Genomic DNA, 15375 nt, shown 5'->3' on the forward strand with positions numbered 1-15375 from the left:
ATAGCCTTTAATTATAGTATTAAGATAAGCTTTTCTAGGCTCACCCCTTTCCTTATTAAAATGTGTTCGGAAACCCTTCAGGCCTCCACTTATCTTAATCCCGGAGGGTTATGTTATTTCACTTCCCCCCAGAATTTCAATTAAATTTGTATTAAACCCTTAAATTTTTTCCAAAAGCACTTGACAATAATAGGAAAATTTGCAGCCTCACAATATGGAATCTATTTCCAAAAATATTGTGAGGTGTTTTTATGTTAGGTAATTGGCGTAGCCATTCAGATTATCAAAGTTTTCTACTATCAAGTCTTATGGAAATTTATAAAATTAATCCCACTATCGTGGAATATTACTCATCAAGTATAGATAAACTCTACAACCTAAATCTTGATGATATAAAGCCATTAATTAGTCCAAATTATTCTTTAACTGGCAAGCCTTCAAATCAACAACCGGAACTTCTTAGGTCATTTATTCTAATGTCTGACCTAGGTTTTCATAGCCTTCCTAAATGGATAAAGCACTTACGTGCACATAACATACTTTGCACTATTATAGGTGTTGAAAAATCAAGTGTGCCAGGTTTAGGAACTCATTATGACTTTATAACAAGATTTTGGGGCGTGAGCCCTGAGGCTGAAAAGAAAGCCTTGGACTCACTGCATCCTTTCACTTCCAAGCCCCACAAAAAACTTAGGAAAAATGAAAAACTGCCACCCAAACATCCTGGTGTTATTAAAAATTTAGTTGAACAAGCTCTCAAGGGACGAACCATCGAAACCCGACCTGAAAAGCTGTTTCAACAAATTTTTGCTAAGTTAGCTGTTGAGCCATCCGCCAAACTCGGTCTCCTTGGTGATACTCATAAAATCGACATATCAGGAGATGGAACCTGTGTTGAAACAGGCGGTAGCTCATTAGGCATAAAGACCTGTGATTGCATTAAAAAAGGAACTTTCAATTGTAAATGCAATAGAAGATTCTCTGACCCTGACGCTAGACGCGGTTGGGACAGCTACCACGAAAAGTGGTACTACGGTCATTGCCTATATTTTCTTAGTGTATATAACCCTAAACTTAAGAAGGATCTTCCTATATATTTTAGGATGGTACAAGCGCAGCGTTATGATGGCGTTACTGCAATATTTGCATTATCAGAAGTTAAAAGGATGTATCCTTTATTCAACTTTGATAAGTTCATCGGAGATGCTGCTCATGATAACTATCCTACTTATAAGCTTCTTAATGAATGGAATATAAAAGCAGTTATATCCCTTAATCCAAAAGGTGAAGGTAAAAATAAATATGAGCCACCAGTCGGATTTACTAAAGATGGAATACCTATCTGCAAATGCAATCAACCAATGGTATATGATTGGTATGATAAAATCAGAAGCAGAATTAAGTATCGTTGCCCTTTAGTAAAAAAGAAAATTGAACAATGTCCCTATAAAGATGAGTGTTCTCCGAGTGCCTACGGCCGTGTGGTATATGTTAAACCCAGTAATGATCTACGTCTATTTACTGCTATCCCTCGAAACACGGACATATGGAAACAAATAATGAAAAAGAGAACTTCCTCTGAGCGAGTAAACAAAAGAATACTTGAAGATTACAATATGGAAGAAGCACACTGCCGTGGTAAAAAACGTTGGTCTTGGTGGACATTAATCCATAGTATCAATATTCATTTGGATGCCCAAAACTCAATTCTTAAAACTAACATATTGGACATTTTAGAATCAGCTATAAGTAAAGCAATCTAGCCTAGATAGTTATCATATTTCTTAAAAAATTCACCTATCGGTGGGTTAGCTTTGCTATGCCCATTTTAAACTGAAACTAAATAAAAAATACTAATTTAAGGTGTGCTCCGCACTAAAAACATGTAAAGTCATTTTTAGCTTTGCTGGAAACTAGTTTCCGAACTCACTCTATTAACCATTACATATACAAAGGCTTCGTAAACTTTTCCATTATCATCTTTTACCCTTACAAATATTTTAGTGTAAAGTCTAGGGTAGCCCTCATAAATATCTAACTTTTTAACATCCCTTGGTGATACTTCATAAACAGCACCGTAAACTACTTCAGCATCAGCTTCAACAATATCAGCAACCCTGTTAAATACCAACTTATAGCCTTTCAATTTAACCTTTACTACAGGAACACAATCTGGACACCTTTTTGCCATTTGCTCTAGATTCAAATTACTCCCATAACTAAAATACAGAATTTTTTATCAGCTCCTTTTTATCCTTCTATTCATCACTCAAAAGCTAAAGATAATCAATCTTTAATTTTAAATAGCAGAAGGCTCTATTCTCCTGCTGCTATTCTCTCTGGTCTGCCATACCTAAAGGCAATATCACCCTCTAATTCTTTAAGTAGGTGGTATCTTGCTGTTTCAAACTCTTCTCCAATTAAGCCTAGCCTTAAAAGCCAAGTTCTAAAGGTGTATTTTGGATTTGAACTTTCAGTTTTCTTAGGACTTGCACTACTTTGATTTAAAGCTTGATTGCATATGGCTAGGCAAAGTTGTATATATGATTTGATTTTTCCAGCGTGGGTACATGAATTTAGAAATCTCATTTCTACAGTGTTTCCATTAAAAAAACTATGTAAATTAAGACCTCTGTATCTGCTTGTATTGTACTTTCTATGCCTGTCTTCCCCGAAATAATTTTCGTACCAAAGGTTTGCAAACTCCTCTAAGGTATCAGGTTTTCTTTTATTAAGCATGTTTAAAAAGTTCTTATCCACCTTCTTACAATACCTGCCTTCCCTTCTGCTCTCCACTTTTAAAGCTTTATAAATCAAATCCTCTTTACTTGCCATAATGTTTACTAAGTTTCTAAGGGTCTTTGCTGTGAAAGGGCTCTTATCAACATGTATATGAATACCGGTAGACTTATTTTCAAAGGCTCCTTCTTTTCTTAAAGCTCTAACTATCTCCTGCACCGTTTCAATATCTTCATATTTGCAAATTGGAGAAACTACCTCAACTCTATACTTGTTATCTGCTTCAACTATTCCTTTGCCCTCTTTTCTTTGAGGATTTAAACTGGAGTCATTAACCACCTTCCAAATCCTATCCTCTGAATCCTTTATCTCAAAGCTATCATAAGCACCACCTACATATTTTGCTGCTACTCCAAAATATGCTCCAATAGTTGTAGCTGCCTTTTCCCTTGTAACTCCTGTCAGTTCTATTTCAATACCAAAATTTAAGTCCTTCAATTCTAGAACCTCCTAAAGGCTTAAGCCTGTGTGTTTTTGTTACATACATATATCACTCTAAAACACACATATATCAAGTTAACTCTGGATAATACGTAAATGTTTATTTAACATAAAACCTAAATTGGAGCAAAAGAAAAACACCTACTTTAAAGTGGTGCTACCAAACCTAAAATCAATGGAGCATTTAATAGAGCAATACTTTCTGTTTTTATTTCCGTAAGTTTTAAATTCTTTGCCACAGTTTTTGCATTTAAAGCTATACCAAGCGCTATCTCTTTTGTTTTTCTTGTCATCATTATTTTTCCACCAAGTCCTTCGACAAGTCTCACAGCAGAACTTAGGTTTTCTTCCTCGCTTGTCTTCTGTATTTAGTTCCTTGCCACAATTAAGGCAATTTTTAATTGTAGTTGATTCTTCTACTGTTTTATTATCAACAGGTTGTCCATAACCTACAAGTCCATGGCTCTTACATAGATTTCTTACGCTATCCCTTTTAATTTGAAGAATGCTTGCAATGCTTTTGTAGCCGTAGCCTTTTTTCCTTAGTTCTAAAATTTGCTGTTTTTGCTCTGTTTTTAGCATGTTTTTTCACCTCTTTTTTATGGTCTAAGAGAGCCTAAGCCCTCTATTTTTAACACTTCACACTATCTCATAAAATTTACACTCCGGGGGCCTTGAAATATGCGTTTATTAGCATGAGGGCATCCGCCCGACGTAGCATCAAAAAGTTGTAGAGATTTCACCCCCCCTAGGGTCTATAAGCAAAAGTTTATTTAGATTTTATTCTTCTCAAAATGCTTCCAAGCCTTTTCAAAAGCTTTCATAGCACCAAGGCAGGCATGTTTACTATATAGATAATCTTTAATCTCAGTTTTGTCTATTGACTCCTTAGGAAACTCAGGAGCCTTTTCCATATCCCTAACAAAATCACCAAGGCTTGAATCGTTATATTTATAACGTCTTATACAAAATCTATAAAAGCTATTTGGTATTCTTTCCTTCATTTTAAAATGCCAGTTTTGTTCATTTTCATATATTGCAGTAAAGCCAGCCCTAATCATTGCGGCTTTAAACTGTCCGTTGTAAACATAAATGCCTGTTTCCCTTTCAAAATCATGCTTTAAGCCATAACTACTACCTTTGGCATAAGTCCTCTTTGACAACTGAAATTTCCCTTTTATCCATTTATCCAAAATTGCCTTATCCTTTTCTTCAAGCTCCTTATAAGATTCTGTTTGGTCATAATAATTTTTACACATAGCATCATCTCTCCTTTAAAATTTGACCTAACCGTCCTAACCGTTTTTTTCCCCCACATACCTTCTATATATAGGGTAATATAATAAAGGTTTATTTTACTCTTTAAAATCATAGTCCCTACATGTATTGTATGTTTACGGTTATATGGTTATATGGTTAGGTTAATATATATTAGTATTAAAGAATATAGTAATATCAATACTTATAGCTACTTTGACTTTTTCCTTTACCCTAACCGTAACCGAACCGTCCTAACCGTAATTCCTATGTTTTTTAAATATTTTTATCTTATGCTTAAATTGACTCTTTGATTTTTAATGCCATAACCATTTTCACATCATCAACCTAACCATTTTTTCGGTTAGGGCAATACTCCTTCAGTTTAAAAAATCCATATCTACATCCACATTTTCACCCTTAGGTACTTTAACCACATATACTCTACAATTTTTACCACAAATACTTTTAGTCATTTGTAATCTTAAAACTCCCTTATTATCCTTTTGACTCTCAATATATCCTCTTTCAGCAAATCCCCTAAATACCTTCTTTGGTGAAAAGCCGCTCTCCTCTAATGCCTTATGTGCAAAGGATGGAATAACAAGATAATTTTCATCAACATCTATTCTGCCATACCTAGGACTTGGATTATCAAACTCAAACCTTTGGTTATTTGCTATAATCCACCCTGTTAACATCTCCCAAGCTCTTTCGATATTATCATTTTGTGTTAGCTGCTTATTATTTTCTATCATATCTGTTGCTGTTTTTATAGCATTCTCTCTAGCAGATACTTCATCTTCTCCAAATACATATATTGAAGATAGATAATCTCCAAGACACACCACAGCAACCTCATCAATATGAATGCATTCTTGATATCTTTCTTTTAAGCTTACCCTTAACTCTTCATAAAGAGACTGTAGAAAGGTTTTATCCTTCTTTAGGTCAACACATAGCTTGTTTACAAATACTTCACCAGCAAAGCCATAATGTGCCTCTGACACCTCATGCATAAGGCTTGCAAATGCTATATCCTCCACAGGTTTTGCATATATTTCAAAGGTTCTAGTGCTTGCTCCATCTTGCATATTGCTGCTAAGTAGAGCCTCTTCTCCTGTGGTAATTATAATATTTCTCCAAGTGCGTATTTCTTGAATTCCTCCATCCTTATTGCCTCTAGTTCTTCCTTGCCCTTGTGAAAGCATATAGATAATGCTATCAGTAGTCATTCTTTTGGTATTTAATACTTGAAGCTCGTCTATGGCAAAGGGTAAATTCCTTAGTGCTGCTGCCATTCTCTCAAGTCCTACTATGGTGCTGTTAAAGGAACCTATAAGCTTATTTGGATTACCAAAGGCAGACATTGCAAGCTTTATTGTAGCTGTTTTCCCACTTCTACTACTATGCCATAGGTGAATGAAAAACACTCTTTTATGAAGTGGTTCTATAAGTACTGATGCAAAGCTTGAGGCAATAATAAATTTTGCAGCAGGGTTTCCCCTTGCTAATCTTGCAACCTCTAACCATTTATTAAAATCTCCGCTCTTTTCTAGTCCGCTCATTATGGTGGAAGCCTCTTTGCTATCATCTTCAAATTCTAATTTTTCAAAAGTACTATATGGAAAGAACTCATTATGCTTAAGCCACCCTATCCTTGCAACTGATTTTACAATAGGAATAGTTTTAGCATTTTCCCTTTCAAAATCAGATATATAAGAAATTAAATCTCCTGCATTATTTGAGGATACTGGAAAACTACTATCTGCAAGTCTAAGTATGCTGTTTCTATTAAATATAACTGACCTTGGTGCAAGTACATCTCTCCAATAGCCATCTCTAAAAAAAGCTAATTCTACCTTTTCAGTTTCTGTATCTAAATTATGAAATCTTCTACTTATAACAACTGGAGTAAAGCTTACTGGCACTGTCTTTATATTTCCTTCTGCACTCTGCTCACATTTAACGATACCGTCCTTAAAATCAACATTCCAACCAAATGGAACATTATAGCCTTTAGTATCTAATCCCTTAAGCTCTAATGGCTTTTTATTGTAAGCTTCTTTTTCACTGCGTTTAATGTGCTTTATACTCTTTTCTAAATCTCTAAAATTAACCTTACCCTTTAGCTTTGACTTAATTAATGCATAAGTTGCAGGATCATTTTCTTTAACCATTGAAAGCTTTTCTAGCATTTCTTTTTCATAAACCTTTGAGATATCCTCTAAGCTAGAAATGATATCAAGCAAATCCTCACTCCTAAACTCCTCCCACTCCTCGCCTGTTATAGGGTCTTCAGGCCTATACTTGCAAATGCTCTTAGTAATAGTTTCAATCTCTTTATCATCAAGTGGTGGGTTGCATCTAGTATTATTTTCAACTAGTAGTGCTGCTAAAATAGCTTCAAAGCTTAATCCCTTTCTCCTTAAAGCTCCTGCCATACTTGCCATCACTGCATTTCTTGAGCCTTCTTCTATAACATCTGGAATCTCCTTAAAGCTAGTTCTTTTCTTTAGAATTAAATCTATAAGCCATTCATCTGGTGCAGCCATTTCAATATCATCTATCCACTCATAATAATTACCACTTTTATGAATGCTCCCAGGAGCTACAACAAGACCACCATTCGCCCTAATATCTACACCTTTAAGTATTCCCACCTTATTAGGAATGGTTACTCCTTCTGGCATTAGGTAGTAGTGATGGCTTCCACCACTACCTGTTCTAACACTTAAAGTTCTGTTAAGATTTCCATACTCCTTTAAGCTTTCATATCCACCATTGTCTATATCAAGTACAAAATAATTATCACCAGTAGCAAAACCTATATTGGCATAAGGATGCTTCTTAAACTCTGTTATGATTTCTTCTTCAGAGGTAGTTGCTTTTTTCACCCAGCTATTATAGATTGGATGTTTACCGCTACTTTTGCAATTAGCACCCTTACTACAAGTACAATTACCAGCTTCATTAATTCCATTAAGCATAACTATCTTAAACCCTCTTTTGGAATAGCTTACTGCTAGACTCGCTCTATCTATCAAATCCTCACATCCTTTCCTATCTTAATTGATGCTATTCTTCAAACCATGGTGACTCTGTAATTTTAATATCTTCTGATACATAGGTAACTAGATTTCCATATTCACAAAGGCTATAAATGTATTCTGTATCACAGCCTGTGTTTTCTATAAGACCTTCTACAGAAGCAATAACCTCTGCATCTTCACACTTAGCAAGTATCTTTAATTGCTCCATAATTCTTGCAATTATAGTTTCTGCTCCGTATTCATTTATAAGTTCATTCAAATTTTTAGCCATTTATAAATTCCTCCTTAATTTTTTGTATTAAAAAAGCACCCGCATTAAAGTGCTTGCATATTTCTTCTATCCTTTTTTACTGACATTTTCCCTAAGCTTAATTTAGAGCTGCTTGTAATAACTCTTCCTTTAGATGCACCAAAGGCTACAAGGTCTACTCTGCCAAAATCATCCTTAGCTGAAACATCTCCAAATAGATCTCTTCTCTCCTGCATAAGCCTATACTGCTTATACTTTCTGCTTACATTTCCAGACATGTTATCATCTCCGTAAAATTTATTTTTGCACTACATCGGTTTCACCAGATTTCTTCCGATCAGGTTTTAAGTACTTTGCCGAATCACCTTAAACTTGTGCTATTCAGTTTTATTGCGTTTACGTAAGTTGTTTATCAAAAAAAATATCTTTTACATCTTTGATATTCAAGCATTCACAAAGCTTACATATTTCGCTTCTGTTAAACTCACTTTTCCCATTTATCTTGCGATATAGTGTAACCTTGTTTATAGCAAGCATATTTGCTATATCAGACATTGATTTCCCAGACATAATAATCTGAGCCATAAACTTATTTCTATTAAACATCTTAACTCCTCCTTGTTACTCTAATTGCGTTTACGTAATTATATTTTAATACTTATTTTAGCCTAAGTCAATACGTAAACGCAATTATAATAGCTATATTGCATAATTTTATTGCAAATACGCAATTTATCTGCTATAGTATAGTTAAAATACTCATTAGAAGGTGATAAAGTGGATTTTAAGGATAAAGTTAAAACTAGAAGGCTAGAACTTGGGCTAACTTTAGAAGATGTAGCTAAAGCAGTTGGTGTTACTGCTCCTACTATACTACGATACGAAAGTGGTAATATTAAAAATGTTAGAAAAGATAAAATTAAAGCATTAGCTGATGCATTACAAGTTTCTCCATCTTATTTAATGGATTGGGAAAACAGCGATGATTTTAATAGTAGTTTTAACTATTTTATGAAAATGCAAATGCTTCTTTTAGGATATAAAATCATTTTTGATGATGAAGATGGTTATATTATTCTTAAAGGAAAAGAAGGTGAGTTTGAAATCTCTGAATCTGATATTGATAGTTTAAGCAACGATTTAGAGTCTTTTTTAAATTTTAAGATATATGAGTTAATGAAGAACTCTAGAAAATTCGGTAAATAGAAACACTCTTTCCTTTAATTTCAAAAGTAGCAATGCTAACTGCGGTAAATATTTTGTACCACTGCGCAGCTCCGATGCTGAAAAACTAAGAAGGAGCATTTACCAAACACTACAAATGCGTGTCAGAAGAAATCCTGAGGATGAAAATCACAAGGACTATTTTGAAAGGTAGAAAAAAGATGTTGCCAAATGGAAGAAAGATATTAAAAAAGGCAAGAAAACCACTGAAGAGTTTGTCCAGTGGCTGCTTAAGAGTAAGTAGAAATGAATCTATAAACTTCACTTTAACTGTAAAAATAGAGAGATTCTTTCACAATTCTCTCTATTTTTCTTAATTATCAATATTTTGTATTACTTGTTTCTACCACCTTTTAAATACCTTTCAAACTCTTTATCAAAATCCGATATATATAGTTTATCTTGCTTAATTCTAAACTTCTCATACTCTTCATGAGCCTTTGCAACTGCCATATCGTGAGATATTATGCCTGAATTTTCTAGTATTTCTTGATCAGAAAAAGCTAAAAATTTATTTACATGAATAAGCCAATCTTCCATAGTCATAATTTGCTGATTTAAAGCCCTAAGCTCCGCAAAATCTATGAATAAAGTAACAAGCCTATTTAGCTTATCTATCTCTTTTTCATTTAAATAATTTTTTGCAATTGTTGTATCGCTTTTTAAAACCTTTCCTTTAGGAGCATTTTTCCATGTAGTTAATCCCATATAAGGCATATCACTATCTGCTCTATTATAAATAATTTCAGCTGCAGTTTGGCCCGTAGTAGCAAAATGTAATTTATTTTGCACAGTTTTATAAAACAACTTTGTTTCTTTAGAATTTGAACTATAATCACTGCTACATTGTTCAAAAACATCCGCTATCTTTTGATAAGCTCTACGCTCGCTAGCTCTTATTTCTCGTATTTTTTCTAATAATTCATCAAAGTAATCTTTTCCAAATGGTTTCCCATTTTTAAGCATTTTATCATTTAAAACAAAACCTTTAGTTATGTATTGATTTAGTGTATTTGTTGCCCATTTTCTAAACTGCGTTGCCTGTTTTGAATTCACTCTATATCCAACTGAAATAGTTGCATCAAGATTATAAAACTTCACACTTCTATTAACACTTCTATTTCCTTCTTTTTGAACTATCCGAAATTCTCGGATAGTTGACTCCATATGTAGTTCTTCAGTTTCATAAATATTTTTCAAATGGTCATTTATAGTTCTAACATCTACATTGAAAAGCTTTGCCATTGATTTTTGTGAAAGCCAAAATGTTTCATCAGCAAAATACACATCTACTGTGACAGTTTCCTCTTCATTTGAGTAAAATATAATTTTTTCCTCTTGAATAATCATGTTATTTTTATCTATATTCATTATAGCAACACCTCCATATATTTCTTAAGTATTTCATTAACCCTAAACACTTTTGCATACTCAAAAAGCTTATTAAAATCAGTAGTTTTTAACCTAACGTAATCCTTTAAAGCTTGAGTAACTATTTGAATATCTATTCTTTCTCTGCTTCTTAAAATATCACAAATAGTTCTTTCAACATCATATACTTTGATTTCATTTCCAAAAGAAGTCTTAGCTGTAACAACCCCTAATAGATGTAATTCTCTTTTTATGTAGTAAATCTTATTATTATCACTAACATTTTGAGGAGCTTTATAACCACTTGGCACAGTAACAGCATACTCAAAAGGAGTTCTATCAGTAAGCTCATGAATAAATAAAGCTGTTTCATGTGAATAGATAAGCTTTGGGTACTTTGCTTGCATATAAAACATTTCATCCTCTATCTCACCAACTGCAACATATACACCTCTTTTAACTCTTTCTATTTTTCCCATATCCATTAACTTGGTTAAGTATATCCTAGGAATATTAAATTTATCTAAATCGGAGGTTACTATCGTTCCATTGTTTTCCTTAATCAAATCTTCTAATTTCTTTATATAATCCATTCTCATCATCCTTTACAAATATACTTATATTGTATTTTATATACGTATATTTGTAAACACTTATTTTTGAGATACATTTAAGTATCGGAGAAATCCTCGGCAACTGATAATTTAGCTTTTGGTATTTTGTATTCTTACCGCAAATCTCCATACCATTTCGTAAATATCCAATTACTCCTAATTTAGCGAATTTGTACAACCCCTTAACACAAAAATTCCCTCAAACCACAAGTCTGAGGGAACATAAAACACACCTTAATATTTACTTAAATTCCTTCAAAACCTTTGATATCAGCCAATTTCTTCTCTATCTTCACGACACACTCAACATGAGCTGTCTGGCTGAACATATCAACAGGCTGAACACATTCTGTTTTATATCCAAGTTCTTCTAAAATGTTAAGATCTCTGGCGAGGGTGCCAGGATCACAAGATACATATATTATTTTTGATGGAGCCATTTTAGCAATTGATATTAAAAGCTCCTTGTCACAGCCCTTTCTAGGTGGATCTACCACAACTACATCTGCCTTTATTCCTTTATCTATAAGTTCTGGTATAACAACTTCTGATTTTCCAACTATAAACTCTGTATTGTCTACTCCATTCTCTATAGCATTAACTTTAGCATTTTCTATAGCCTGGGCAATTACTTCAACACCATATACTTTTTTCGCACTTTGCGATAAAAATAAAGATATAGTTCCGGTTCCACAATACGCATCAAATACAATTTCATTTCCAGTCAAATCTGCATATTCCATAACTTTTTTATACAATATTTCAGTTTGTACAGGATTTACCTGAAAAAATGATAAAGGCGCTATATTAAACTTAAACTTACCAATATAATCATTTATAGTACCGCTGCCCCATAAAGTTATGCATTTTTGTCCCAATATTACGTTTGTATTTTTATTATTTATATTTTGTATTATACTTTTTACTCCATTTACATTTTCAACTACTGATTTTATAAGCTCCGACTTAAATGGTAATTTTGAAGATGAGGTTACAATAACAAGCATTACCTCTCCAGTAGAAAAAGCCTTTCTAATCATAATATGTCTTAATGTGCCGACTTTATTTTTTTCATCATATATATCGATATCATATTTATTTATCCACTGCCTTACAATTTTAATAATTTCATCTGCAGTTTCATTTTGTATATAGCAGGAATCCGTATCTATAATTTGATGACTTCTCCTGGCATAAAAGCCCATAGCCACACCATTTTTACTTTTTCCAACTGGAAGTTGAACTTTATTTCTATATCTATAAGGTTTCTCCATACCTATTGTGTCATACAACTTTACTTTGCCGCTTTTATTGTCTAAGTCTTCGTTTTCCTCTACTTGAAGTTTTCCAATTCTCTCAAGACAATCTTTTACTCTATTTTTTTTAAAGTCAAGCTGATATTCATATGACATATGTTGAAGCTGGCATCCCCCACATCTTTTATAAATATTACATGACGGATCTTTTCTATATTTTGATGTTTCAATTATATCCATTAATTTTCCAAAAGCAAAATTTTTGTTTACTTTTATAATCTTCACTCTTACTTTTTCATTAATTATAGCGCCGGGCACAAATACAGTAAATCCATTTACCTTACCCACACCCTCTCCTTCATATCCCTGACTATTAATAGTCATAATATATTCTTTATTCTTTTCAACTATATCATTCACAATCTCACCTACTATAAAATTATTATTTATTGTCCAAAAAAATAGCACCTGTTAAGGTGCAAAATATAGAATCAGTTGTCTCTTGTTTTTCTTTTCATTTTATATAATTCTAACCATATATCATTATATTATACAATAAGTCATATTAAATTTTCAATAGATTTTTGCTATTTTTTTAATTAATAAAAATAAAATAACCCTGTATAAAAAACAAGGTTATTTTTATTACAATATTATTATTTGATTAAATTAACTTTAATCATGTTTGTAGTTCCTGAGCAACTTACAGGTACTCCTGCAGCTATGACTGCCAGATCACCTTTCTTCACATATTCAGCTTTTAAAGATGCTTCTACTGATTTTTCTATCAATTCATCTGTAGAATCAAATCTATCTGTAAGCAATGGGAATACTCCCCAATTAAGTGCTAATCTTCTTGTTACTTTTTCATTTGGAGTAACAGCAATAACAGGACAAGCCGGTCTATATTTTGAAACTTTATTCGCTGTGCTTCCACTTTGTGTAGCTGTTATAATAACAGCTGCATCTAACTCTGATGCTGTAGAACAAACTGCAAAACTTATTGCATTTGGTACATCCTTAAAATGAGATTCTCTCTTCCTTTGAAGTAATTCTTCATAATTGATCTCTGCTTCTGCAGCCTGAGCTATCTTTGCCATAGTTTGAGCTGCTTCTACAGGATATTTACCATTTGCAGATTCACCACTTAACATTATAGCATCTGTTCCATCAAATATTGCATTTGCTATATCTGATGCTTCTGCCCTTGTTGGTCTTGGATTTCTTATCATTGAATCAAGCATTTGAGTAGCTGTTATAACAGGTTTACCAGCTTTGTTGCACTTTGATATTATTTCTTTTTGAATTAATGGAACTTTTTCTATTGGGATTTCAACTCCCATGTCTCCTCTTGCAACCATTATTCCATCTGAAGCTTCTATTATTTCATCTATATTCTCTACACCTTCCTGGCTTTCAACCTTCGAGAATATTTGTATATCTTCTCCACCATTTTTCTTTAGAACTTCTCTTATAGTATTAACATCTGAAGCTTTTCTTATAAATGAAGCTGTTATTATATCAACTCCCTGTTCACATCCAAACTTCAAATCTTCTTCATCTTTTTTAGTTGTAGCTGGAAGATTTACAGAAACACCAGGTACATTTACTCCCTTATGACTGCTAACTGAGCCTGTATTTTTTACTACACAGTTAATTTTATTTCCATCAACACTTTCAACTTCCATACCTACTAATCCATCATCAATAAGTATTTCGTCTCCAGGTTTTACATCTTTACAAAGTCCTTTATAAGTTATAGAACATTTTGTTTCATCACCTAAAATTTCTTCTCCACAATATACTGTAAACTTTTTTCCCTCTTGTAGTTCTACTTTAGTTTTAAAATCTCCAGTTCTTATTTCAGGTCCCTTTGTATCAAGTATAATTGCTATTGGTTTATTATATTTTTTCCTAAGTTTTTTTACTAAATCCATTCTTTCCTTGTGTTCTTCATAATCTCCATGAGAAAAATTGTGTCTCGAGGCACTCATACCAGCTTCAATAAGTTTTGATATAACTTCTTCTGTTTCGCTGGCAGGACCAACTGTAAAAATCATCTTGGTTTTTTGCATAATTTTATTCTCCTCAAATATAAATTTATTTTCATTAAAGTTATTAAATTTGCTAATATATTTTATGCTAATGCACTTGCTATTTCATATAACTTTTCATCAAAACGCTTTGGTTGTTCAAGCGCTTCATCTATATCTAAATCTATTATTTTATTATTCCTTATACCAACCACTCTTGAAGATTTTCCATCTTCCAAAAGTTCTACAGCCCTAAAAGCCAATCTTGATGCTAAAATCCTGTCTTGGCACGTTGGACTTCCTCCTCTTTGAATATGTCCAAGTTTTGTAGCTCTTGTTTCTATACCGGTTATTTCTTCAACTTTCTTAGCTAAATCCTCTGCACCGCCAATTCCTTCTGCAAGTACCACTAAATTGTGCATCTTTCCATTCATTTTTCCTTCTAATATTGTCCTGCAAAGCTTATCTTGTTCATATCCTTTTTCAGGAATAATTATATTTTCTGCACCACCTGCTAATCCTGCATAAAGTGCAATATCACCACAATTTCTTCCCATAACTTCAACTATACTTACTCTTTCATGGGAAGTAGATGTATCTCTTAATTTATTTATTGCATCCAGTACTGTATTTATTGCTGTATCAAATCCTATAGTATAATCTGTATAAGCTAAATCATTATCTATAGTTCCAGGTAACCCTATAGTTGATATTCCTAATTTAGATAATAATTGGGCACCTCTAAATGAACCATCTCCACCAATTACAACTAAACCATCTATCCCAAAAGTTTTTAATATATTGGCAGCTCTCTTTCTTCCTTCTTCTGTTTTAAACTCTTCACATCGTGCAGTTCTCAGAATTGTCCCGCCTCTTTGAATTATATCTGCAACACTATGTCTATCCATAGGAATTATTTCACCACTTATCAATCCACTATAACCTCTAAGAACTCCCATTACATTAAAGCCTTTATCCAGACCTGCTCTTACAACCGCTCTTATGGCAGCATTCATACCTGGTGCATCGCCGCCGCTTGTTAATACAGCTATCGTTCTCATACGTTTATACCTCCTA

16 protein-coding genes are annotated in these 15375 nt (G+C 33.1%); 3 read left to right on the plus strand and 13 right to left on the minus strand.

Going from position 1 to position 15375, the window contains the following annotated elements; translation table 11 throughout:
- Positions 1-251 precede the first annotated feature (251 nt).
- Complete coding sequence (locus J2Z42_RS10550) at positions 252-1763, plus strand: transposase (RefSeq protein WP_209702626.1); 1512 nt, start codon at positions 252-254, stop codon at positions 1761-1763.
- A 134-nt stretch (positions 1764-1897) separates the two neighbouring features.
- Here the strand turns inward: J2Z42_RS10550 and J2Z42_RS10555 are convergent, their stop codons facing one another.
- The 8 genes from J2Z42_RS10555 to J2Z42_RS10590 form a co-directional block, all read right to left on the minus strand.
- Positions 1898-2233, minus strand: a complete 336-nt coding sequence (locus J2Z42_RS10555; protein WP_209702755.1) for a gamma-glutamylcyclotransferase family protein — start codon at positions 2231-2233, stop codon at positions 1898-1900.
- Positions 2234-2316: 83 nt separating this feature from the next.
- Positions 2317-3237, minus strand: a complete 921-nt coding sequence (locus J2Z42_RS10560) for an amidoligase family protein (protein ID WP_209702628.1) — start codon at positions 3235-3237, stop codon at positions 2317-2319.
- A gap of 144 nt (positions 3238-3381) precedes the next feature.
- Positions 3382-3822, minus strand: a complete 441-nt coding sequence (locus tag J2Z42_RS10565; RefSeq protein ID WP_209702630.1) for a hypothetical protein — start codon at positions 3820-3822, stop codon at positions 3382-3384.
- Positions 3823-4013: 191 nt separating this feature from the next.
- Positions 4014-4499, minus strand: coding sequence for a sterile alpha motif-like domain-containing protein (locus J2Z42_RS10570; protein WP_209702632.1), 486 nt, complete (start codon positions 4497-4499; stop codon positions 4014-4016).
- Between the two features lie 378 nt (positions 4500-4877).
- Entirely contained in the window at positions 4878-7544 is a 2667-nt protein-coding gene (locus J2Z42_RS10575) for a DUF927 domain-containing protein (RefSeq protein ID WP_209702634.1), read from the minus strand.
- Positions 7545-7575: 31 nt separating this feature from the next.
- Positions 7576-7821, minus strand: a complete 246-nt coding sequence (locus tag J2Z42_RS10580) for a hypothetical protein (protein ID WP_209702636.1) — start codon at positions 7819-7821, stop codon at positions 7576-7578.
- A gap of 44 nt (positions 7822-7865) precedes the next feature.
- A complete protein-coding gene (locus J2Z42_RS10585; protein WP_209702638.1) occupies positions 7866-8078 on the minus strand; it encodes a hypothetical protein in 213 nt (70 codons plus the stop codon).
- Between the two features lie 118 nt (positions 8079-8196).
- Positions 8197-8406, minus strand: coding sequence for a helix-turn-helix domain-containing protein (locus tag J2Z42_RS10590; protein WP_209702640.1), 210 nt, complete (start codon positions 8404-8406; stop codon positions 8197-8199).
- Positions 8407-8577: 171 nt separating this feature from the next.
- On the opposite strand from J2Z42_RS10590, the gene J2Z42_RS10595 reads away from it, so the two are divergent.
- Both J2Z42_RS10595 and J2Z42_RS10600 read left to right on the plus strand, forming a co-directional pair.
- Positions 8578-9006, plus strand: coding sequence for a helix-turn-helix domain-containing protein (locus J2Z42_RS10595; RefSeq protein ID WP_209702642.1), 429 nt, complete (start codon positions 8578-8580; stop codon positions 9004-9006).
- 140 nt (positions 9007-9146) lie between these two features.
- Entirely contained in the window at positions 9147-9341 is a 195-nt protein-coding gene (locus J2Z42_RS10600) for a hypothetical protein (protein WP_209702644.1), read from the plus strand.
- Positions 9342-9357: 16 nt separating this feature from the next.
- Here the strand turns inward: J2Z42_RS10600 and J2Z42_RS10605 are convergent, their stop codons facing one another.
- From J2Z42_RS10605 to pfkA, 5 genes are all read right to left on the minus strand, one after another.
- Positions 9358-10395 (minus strand): virulence RhuM family protein, encoded by a 1038-nt coding sequence (locus J2Z42_RS10605; protein WP_209702647.1) that lies wholly within the window; start codon positions 10393-10395, stop codon positions 9358-9360.
- Positions 10395-10988: a type IV toxin-antitoxin system AbiEi family antitoxin domain-containing protein gene (locus J2Z42_RS10610; protein ID WP_209702648.1), complete on the minus strand. Its 594-nt coding sequence runs from the start codon at positions 10986-10988 to the stop codon at positions 10395-10397. The genes J2Z42_RS10605 and J2Z42_RS10610 overlap by 1 nt, the downstream gene beginning before the upstream one ends.
- 266 nt (positions 10989-11254) lie before the next feature.
- Positions 11255-12685 (minus strand): 23S rRNA (uracil(1939)-C(5))-methyltransferase RlmD, encoded by a 1431-nt coding sequence (gene rlmD / locus J2Z42_RS10615; RefSeq protein WP_342590020.1) that lies wholly within the window; start codon positions 12683-12685, stop codon positions 11255-11257.
- A gap of 236 nt (positions 12686-12921) precedes the next feature.
- Entirely contained in the window at positions 12922-14340 is a 1419-nt protein-coding gene (gene pyk, locus J2Z42_RS10620) for a pyruvate kinase (protein ID WP_209702650.1), read from the minus strand.
- Positions 14341-14402: 62 nt separating this feature from the next.
- On the minus strand, positions 14403-15359 hold the full coding sequence (pfkA, locus tag J2Z42_RS10625) for a 6-phosphofructokinase (RefSeq protein ID WP_209702652.1): 957 nt from the start codon (positions 15357-15359) through the stop codon (positions 14403-14405).
- Positions 15360-15375 lie beyond the last annotated feature (16 nt).

Source organism: Clostridium algifaecis (assembly GCF_017874415.1).
In the GTDB taxonomy this organism is placed as follows: Bacteria; Bacillota; Clostridia; order Clostridiales; family Clostridiaceae; genus Clostridium_B; species Clostridium_B algifaecis.